Source organism: Paenibacillus ottowii (assembly GCF_050516475.1).
Lineage (GTDB): Bacteria > Bacillota > Bacilli > Paenibacillales > Paenibacillaceae > Paenibacillus > Paenibacillus ottowii.
Genome location: NZ_CP191577.1, coordinates 5,174,719 through 5,182,884, shown reverse-complemented (window position 1 = coordinate 5,182,884; position 8,166 = coordinate 5,174,719). Strand labels below are relative to the sequence as shown.

At 49.5% G+C, this 8,166-nt stretch carries 6 protein-coding genes; all 6 read right to left on the bottom strand.

Annotation, left to right across the window (positions count from 1 at the left end; all coding sequences use genetic code 11):
• Positions 1-426: 426 nt before the first annotated feature.
• The gene (locus ACQQ6X_RS24030; protein WP_305167369.1) at positions 427-2,052 is read right to left on the bottom strand and encodes an FAD-dependent oxidoreductase; all 1,626 of its coding nucleotides are present in this window, start codon (positions 2,050-2,052) and stop codon (positions 427-429) included.
• A gap of 25 nt (positions 2,053-2,077) precedes the next feature.
• The gene (locus ACQQ6X_RS24025) at positions 2,078-3,016 is read right to left on the bottom strand and encodes an ROK family protein (protein ID WP_430493504.1); all 939 of its coding nucleotides are present in this window, start codon (positions 3,014-3,016) and stop codon (positions 2,078-2,080) included.
• A 121-nt stretch (positions 3,017-3,137) separates the two neighbouring features.
• Positions 3,138-3,977: a MurR/RpiR family transcriptional regulator gene (locus tag ACQQ6X_RS24020; RefSeq protein ID WP_305167367.1), complete on the bottom strand. Its 840-nt coding sequence runs from the start codon at positions 3,975-3,977 to the stop codon at positions 3,138-3,140.
• Entirely contained in the window at positions 3,955-4,674 is a 720-nt protein-coding gene (locus tag ACQQ6X_RS24015; RefSeq protein WP_305167366.1) for an N-acetylmannosamine-6-phosphate 2-epimerase, read from the bottom strand. Before ACQQ6X_RS24015 ends, ACQQ6X_RS24020 begins: the two co-directional genes overlap by 23 nt.
• A gap of 5 nt (positions 4,675-4,679) precedes the next feature.
• Complete coding sequence (locus ACQQ6X_RS24010; protein ID WP_305167365.1) at positions 4,680-6,221, bottom strand: DUF4127 family protein; 1,542 nt, start codon at positions 6,219-6,221, stop codon at positions 4,680-4,682.
• Positions 6,222-6,318: 97 nt separating this feature from the next.
• A complete protein-coding gene (locus ACQQ6X_RS24005; protein ID WP_305167364.1) occupies positions 6,319-8,145 on the bottom strand; it encodes a protein O-GlcNAcase in 1,827 nt (608 codons plus the stop codon).
• Positions 8,146-8,166 lie beyond the last annotated feature (21 nt).

Genomic DNA, 8,166 nt, shown 5'->3' with positions numbered 1-8,166 from the left:
TTAGGCACGCCGCCAGCGTTCGTCCTGAGCCAGGATCAAACTCTCCATTAAAGACCAACCGAAGCTGGTTTATCGAAAGAGCGATTAGCTCATTTTGAAACTGACGAGATAAAATATCTCTTGTTTGATTTTGCTAACAAAATCAGTTTACTCACTCGTTGTTCAGTTTTCAAAGATCAAACTTTTTCTTCGCTGCGTTTTTCAGCAGCTATAAGATCATATCATGTTCGCTTCAAAAATGCAAGGGTTATTTTTTCTTCTTTCTTACAAAGATTATTTCGCCCTATCCATCATTTTGTAAAACGGCTGTTTTGTTGTCAGCTCAAATAATATATCATATACCCCAGCAACTTAGCAAGCACTTTTTTTCTTTTTTTATTTTAGAATTAAACTACTCATTTTTTACTCCATAAATCAATCAAGGGGCTAGCTGCCCCTTGATTGGCTGGTAACTCCCTCTGGTTCGAACACCTCTGCTGGCCAGTGCAGCTCCACACCTTGACGAAGAAGAATATTTTGAAAGCGTCCAAGATGTTCTGCTGACTGGCTCACTTCAATAGGATATACTCCGTTGTTGACACAGTAAGCCGCCAAGCTTCCGGATGATTCTCCTATATTCCACTCTGTAGGATGCAGCCGATAGCAACCATTGGCTATTTGAGTCATACCTATATTTTTGCAAGCAGGAAGCAAATTGCGTACCCTCACAGGAATAAGTGAGCCCAATGGAATTTCATAAGGATAGTTAGGGATGTAAAAGGTTCGCTGGGATACCGTAGTCGGATGAAGATCTAAATGATAGCTTCCCACTCCTACACTATCCGAGTACCGTTTGGGTCCCTCTTCCCCCCGAAGCTCACGACTTACATCAAATTCGGAAATCGTATACTCGGCTTTAATTCGGCGCGACTCACGAATATAGGCCGTTTTAGCCAGCCCGTCAGAAGTGCCGAGATAATCACCTCGTGGCCGAATTCCCGGGTAGCCGAATCCTCCATCTAACCGGGGAGCTTCGGTTTGAAGCCAATATATTAATGAGCGGGTCAACTCACGTGCTCCTTCGCGATGTCTCGCCTGCTCCTCAGCGGTGACACCGATCAAGGGTCCTAGGTAATAATCATTTTGCGCCCAGTTTAGAAGAGTTACTTCGCCATCATTTAGCGGTTCGCTCCATATAGAGGGATCTACGATACGACGATAATCCCACAAGGATACAATGCCCTGATCGTTAGGGAATAATGTGAACTGTTTTAGTTTACTGGTATCATCTGCATCGGTAGCAAACCAGCTTAAAATCGGAAACCGGGAAAAGGAAGGGATGTAATTTCTCCAAAAGTCATATTGTTGCGGTCGCTCTATAATGAAGCTTTCCTGGGGAATGTAGTCTACAGCCGCCACGTGTGTGATAGATTGCATATCAAAAGGGTTGGCGCACTCCAGTGCATGAGGCTCCCCCGTTGCTGCCTGTGATTCCGCTCCACTCGTATGCTCCACACCTGCCATAGGAAGGAGATCACCACACTCTGTGGCATCCAGATAAAACGTACCATGCAGCACTCTGAGGCCACTCTTATGATCAGGATTATGCGAGGTACGAACGGTCACAGAAGTAATGCAATCTCCATCGGTATGAGCAGCAATAGGCACGGTGTGATAATATACACGAACACGTCCCGTATTCAGATACGGAGCAAGCATATCCTCAAGCACCCGTAGAGCTACCCGTGGCTCATGGGCCAGACGGCTTACCCAGCCGTTTCCTGGATTAAGAATGGGATTATTGCAGGCTTCTTCGGTTAACGGATAGTTCTGACGGTAGTAGTCACGCACACGATTGCGGAACTGACGATATGTTGCTGTGCAACCAAACTGTTCGATCCAGCGGTGCTCATCCGGGGGAACAGCCTGTGAAGTTAATTGCCCTCCCAACCAGTCCGTCTCCTCTGTCATGATGACTCTCATACCAGCTTTTGCCGCCGCTAAGGCTGCTGATGTCCCCCCCAGACCTCCGCCAATCACAACAATATCGGCATCAAGCCGTCTTTGCGTCATGGTTCGTTCCCCTTTCATTTTTGTCCTAAGATTCCGTCATTTCAAAAGCAAGCCAGGCAGCGCCGATAAAACCAGCGCGATTCCCCAACAATGCCCGACTGACTTCTGTCTGAACTCCCAATTGATCAAGATGCTTTTCAAGTAAGGGCCACCAAACCTCTCCCGCGTCCGCTACTCCTCCCCCAACAATGATCAGCTCAGGATCAAGAGTCACCGAAATATTAGCCAGAAGCACAGCTAGATCTGCTGTGTAGTCATCTAGCGCCTGAATTGTCCTCAGGTTGCCGTGAGCGGCTTCTTTCACAATCTCGCTCCCCGAACGGTACAATGTTCCGGTGTACTCACTGCCACGGCGTAACAGGGCGCTACCCGATACGTATTGCTCGGCGCATCCTTTTTTCCCACAATTGCAGGGGTGACCTCCAGGAAATAAGATACTGTGCCCCCAATCGCCACCGCTCCAGTGAGCTCCTCTACACAAGAGGCCATTTTCCATATATGCGCCGCCGACCCCAGTTCCCAAGGTGAGCATAGCTAGGCGCTGCTTGCCTTTCCCTGCCCCCAGCCACGCTTCTCCAAGTAACGCAGCGTTCGCATCATTATCAGCAACCGCACGTAAAGCAAGCTTTTCCCTCGCCCAGCTCACCAAGGATGTCCCCTGCCAGCCAGGCAGGTTATCAGTGGCGTACACAACTTCACCACTCTCCACATTTACCCTGCCAGCAGTAGAAATGCCTAAAGCGACTATACCTTCAGGGGTACCCACACTGGTATCTCCATGAGAACGCATCAGTCTGCATACGGACTCAGTCACACGCGACAATACCCGTTCACGTCCACTAGAGGCATCCGTATCCATTCGAATTTCGTCAATTACTGATCCATCCCGTGCCACTATGGCGGCCTTAATAGAAGTGCCTCCAATGTCGATCCCAATGACTTTACTCAATACAACTGCCACCACCACATCCTCCTTGTTCCCCCCATATAAAAGCTTATGAGTTCTTAGCACAAACCTTCTATAGATAGAAAAACATGATGAACTGCCGGAGCGTATCATATTCCAATCTACAATCGGAGGAATCTCAATAACTTCGTTCAATAACCGCCCTAGCTGTTTTTTCCTTCATCTCTTCGGTGCGGCTCGTGTGCTTGCGAGCAAGTCCTTCGCAGATGAGGTCAATAACGAATAGCTGTGAGATTTTGGCGCCAATTGAACCGCCTTCTATCGGAGCTTCCTTACCTGCGGTTAGTAGAACAATATCTGCAATGGAGGTAATAGGTGATTTTGCATAATTCGTAATTGCGATAACTGTTGCACCGTTCTGCTTGGCCTTGTGCAGCATATCGTTCGTATCCAGCGTACTTCCTGATACACTGATGCCAATAGCAACATCACCAGGGTTCATGGTCACCGCCATCATCGACTGAATATGTCCGTCTGCCACAGCCTCGGCGCGCCGCCCAATCCGCAAGAAGCGGTTTTTAGCATCCTGTGCGGAAATTCCCGATGCACCTACACCGAAAAATTGAACATAACCCGCTTGATCGAGACATGATATCGCACGACTAAGCTCCGAACGGTCAAGGAGTCCCATGCTGGAGTGCAAAATATCAAGCATATTGTGATACACCATACGGGTGATATCATGTTCGTGATCCGGGTCGATGTCCTCCTCGCTCATATCGGTTTTGCGATAAGTCTGGTTTTGTGCTAGCGACAGTCGGAAATCCTGATACCCTTTAAAACCAATTTTCCGGCAAAAACGCATAACCGTCGTTTCGCCTGTACCTGCGAAGTCAGCTAGCTCCGTCACGGAGAAATATATGATGTCTGCGGGACACTCCAGTACGCACAACGCGACTTTCTGCTCCGATTTTGTTAATGAAGGATAATACGTATTAATTCGGTCGTTCATCTCCATAGATGCATTTCACTGCCTTCCTTGCGGCATCGGCAAACCGCTGCGTAATCAATTGGGGCCTAGTAATCGCCGAGCCTACAACAACTGCATGTGCACCCAGCCGAAATGCTTCCTCTACGTGAGCTGGATCATGGATTCTGCCCTCTGCAATGACAGGAACGGGAACCAGTTCCGATGCTCTCCGAACCAATTCCAGATCCGGACCCTCTATCTGAGTAGAGTATGGCGTATAACCAGATAACGTTGTGGATACGCAGCCTACACCAAGGGAAGCCGCATGAAGCGCCTCCTCCAGTGTCGATATATCCGCCATGGAAGCGACTCCGTGCTCATGGGCGTAATCTATGAGGTGCTTCAGCTTGCACCCCGCTGGGCGCGGTCTCAATGTGGCATCCAGCGCAATGATATCCGCGCCCGCATCCACCAGTTCCTCCATTTCAAGAAGGGTAGGCGTAATGTATATATCAGAATCATCATAATCCCGCTTAATCAAACCAATGACCGGTAGAGGGATTACCTGTTTAATCGCACGTACATCCGATGCACCATTGGCACGAATCGCTACAGCTCCACCCTGCTGTGCAGCACGCGCCATTTTGACCATAGAATCTGCTCCATGCAACGGTTCGCCTGGTAGCGCCTGACAGGAAACGATCAGTCCATGTCGAACCTTGGATAATATATCTTCCATCTCCATCGGAATCACTCCCTCTCCTCAGCATAATGCCGAACGGCCAATCCAACTTCAAAGGTACGGTTCCACGGCATGTAGCAATCCGTAATTTCCACGCGCCCCTCCGGTCCATTCACATATTCGTCGAGCGCCTGCTCCAGACGTCCGCGAATGACTCCCGCTACCGAGCCTCTCGGTCCATCAAGCATAAACTTGTTAAAACCCATCTGCTCCACGATCCCGTTATTCATAGCTGTACGTACCACAGCGCAATAACAAGCATCCTCAGCATAGCGCAGCCCCAGAAAATCCAGGTGTTCCTTCGTAGGACCATAGCGAACATATAGCATGGACTGGGCAATGACGGTACCAAGCGTATTAGAACTGGTATTCCAGCCTGCATAGCCTGCCAGCTTAAACAGCAGTCCTTTTTGCTTCAATAATCTAAGCAGCTTGAGATCGGCTCCATTGGCATAGGCTACATCAGCAATAGCGACATTTTTATTAGCATAATGCTGCATATAAGTTCCGTACTCTACCAGTTCTACTAGATTTCGTTGTACATCATATCCGGTCATCGCATGCTGCTGGGAGGAGGCTTCCGCCATCGTGTCGCCAGGCGTGTTGGCCAGCAAAATCAAATCAGCCTCCGCTGCTGAGGAAGCAATCAGCCCACCTGCTGCTATAATCTGATACTTTAACGTCTCGTAAAAATAACGATCCTCAAAAAGCGGGACTACGAACGCTCCCTGCAAAGCAGACAATCGAGGATACACCATTGGAACGACATGATTCATCCGATTCACCCAACGAGCTAGCAACGTACAGCCCACTTCGTCTGCCCCTGGATACATGTATACTTTCAGATCGAGCCCAAGCTCGGAAATACGCCCCCTTAGCTGCTGCTGATCCTTGGCGGTATAGCCGTAGGGAGCCGAATCATCCTGTGGGATGATCATAAAATCAATCACACCTTCTGCTACCAATTCCAGTGCTAGTTGATTGGCTTCCAAATTCACACGGCGACGTCCCAGATAATCTTCCAAAATCTCTATAGGCAAACGCCCGTTAATGTCTGCTAATTCCAGCAACTCTTCTGCGGTAGCGATCGCTAGCTCCTGACGATGCTCGATGAAACCCTTTCTGAATATCTCACGGCCCCAATCAGCATAGTAGTCTGGTTCCTCATCAGCCAAAGAGTATTGCGGACAACGCATAATCAATTGAAATGCATACAGAGTCAGTTGCGGGTATATTTGCTTCAACCTGCGAAGAAGATTAGCCCTGTCTCTGACCTGCTCACTGGACATTCCGTGTAGCCGGGAAGGTACGATTCCCCCGTACAGCAGCGTATCCATCGCAATAATGGCTCCATCAGCAGTCGCCGCACGTTCTTCGAGCCATGCCCATAGTCTGCCCGTATCACCAGGGGTTTTCTTTTGTCCCATCCATTCTAATGGAGGGCGCTCCATTTGAAGGTCTGTGCCCTGGGCCAGTAAGTAAGGAAATTGATAATTACAGGGCCGCTCATCCAGCGGTACAAAAAGTAATCGGGTGTTTGGCTTCACCACACGCTCCACCTCTCCTGAAAATTACCGTTATCCTAAACGGCAAATGGTTATTTTCAGGGCAGCTATGCTGCCTTGGTTTGTTATTCCATGCAAATACTCACAAAATCAGTCGATATGTTCCCTTTTCATCCTGATTGACATAGCCCCACTGCGCGGCAGCGCGGATCGCCGGATCGCTCCCCAGCCGAGCCTCCGCTTCTAGGCAAGCCGTAATACCGCGTCGCAGTTCGTCGACGATCTCGCCCGTCAAAGACTGCGACTCTTCGTCGCCAACTACATCGCTCTGCATGCGGCTTCCTTGCGGCTGCCCATCGTTCTGGCGCTCGCTGCCGAGCGCAGCTTGGCGCAGCACTTGCCACAGGTTGACGTCCAACTTGGCACGTTCCAGCCAAGGCCTCGCCTGTGCTACGAACCCTGCCACCGGATCACTGGCAGGTATGTTCTGTAGGACGCTCACGGCATGTAGCAACCGCTCAAAGTAGATATCCAGCGCAGGGATATCACGCATTTGCAAGGCAAGGTCTACGTCCTCATACATGCAGCTACCCAATCGGCTGTTCTTGTTTTGGCGACAGAAAAACATCAGTTCATCGGGATGCTCTCCCGCTAACTCCCGTACAGCCCATTCCCACGATAGCTCTGACATATACCGCTCACTGTTCCACATATAGTGGGACATTGTAATGAGCGTCACCTTGGAGCACTCCCACTGGTTCATCGGGTTGGCTACCATGCCGGTATGTCCGCAATCTGGAAGACCGGGATACCGCCCGCGCAGTGGATCGAGGAATAGCCGATCATGGTCACAATCATTCACCGGGATGTTATCCCACAGCCACAGCTCATGCCCATAGAACGCATGATTATCGGCAGCATGCTGGCGACTAATCTGTGGAGCAAACACAAAGTATCCCGTCCAGAACACCTTAATCTCCGGATGCAATCGCTCCCGGAAATCCTTTTTGTATTCGGTATCCCAATAGGACCAATACTCTGAAGGACAGACCGTCAGCGTAAATTCAGGCAGCCGTTCAGCCAACCATGTATGGACCTTATTCGTCAAAAAGACATGAGCGTGGCCCGAGCGGCCCAGCAAATGTCGATTTTCCCCTTTGAGTACGTAATCAATATCATCCATTAATACAGAAAAGTGACGCACGCCTATCGCTATCATGGCTGCCAGCTTTTCCGTCAATTTGAGAAAATCTTCATCGCTGCCAAAGTTCAGATCATTCCCTGGACTGATACAATAATGAAAATCAACCTCGTGCCGTTCACAGGCCTCCTTTAATTCGCAGATCTGCGCAAACATCTCCTCAGGGTACGGTTCCCTCCATAGCTCACGATGATATGGATCATCCTTGGGAGCATACATGAACGTATTCATCCGATGCGCTGCCATAAAACGGACGGCATCCAGCCGATCCGCGAAACTCCACGGTTTTCCGTAGAAGCCTTCAATGATTCCTCTGACCGGAAAGGAAGGCTCATCCCGAATAGACATCACCGGCAGCGTGCATCGTTCCTGTTCTACTTGAAGCAGGAGATGTAGGGCATCCATGCCGTATTTAAGGCCTCTTTTATTGGGTGCATGGATTTCAATTTTCCCTTCCTTCTGAATGTCCAAACGATATCCATCCGCTGTAAGCGTACCGTCATATTCGAGCACCAACTGCACGCTTCCCCTTGTTTCAGTCGGAACACCGGGTCCCGGAGGTGCAATGAGTCTAATCGGTCCCTCGGGGTCCAGTACACCTTCATATTCCTGATTCATTGCGAAGCGAGAGGAAAGTTCACAGATCAGGTTGGGTTCAGAGATAACCAATTTATCCCCACTGTCATACACATCACGAAAATAATATTGAACCTCCTGCGCTGTTAGTCCTCCACCTGAATTAGGCCTCATTCCTTTGGACAGTTCCATCGCAATCGTCTCCTTCCATTT

Coding starts and splice junctions, on each gene's coding strand:
- ACQQ6X_RS24030 (WP_305167369.1), bottom strand. CDS start 2,052: ATGACGCAAAGACGGCTTGATGCCGATATTGTTGTGATTGGCGGAGGT.
- ACQQ6X_RS24020 (WP_305167367.1), bottom strand. CDS start 3,977: ATGGAGATGAACGACCGAATTAATACGTATTATCCTTCATTAACAAAA.
- ACQQ6X_RS24015 (WP_305167366.1), bottom strand. CDS start 4,674: ATGGAGATGGAAGATATATTATCCAAGGTTCGACATGGACTGATCGTT.
- ACQQ6X_RS24005 (WP_305167364.1), bottom strand. CDS start 8,145: ATGGAACTGTCCAAAGGAATGAGGCCTAATTCAGGTGGAGGACTAACA.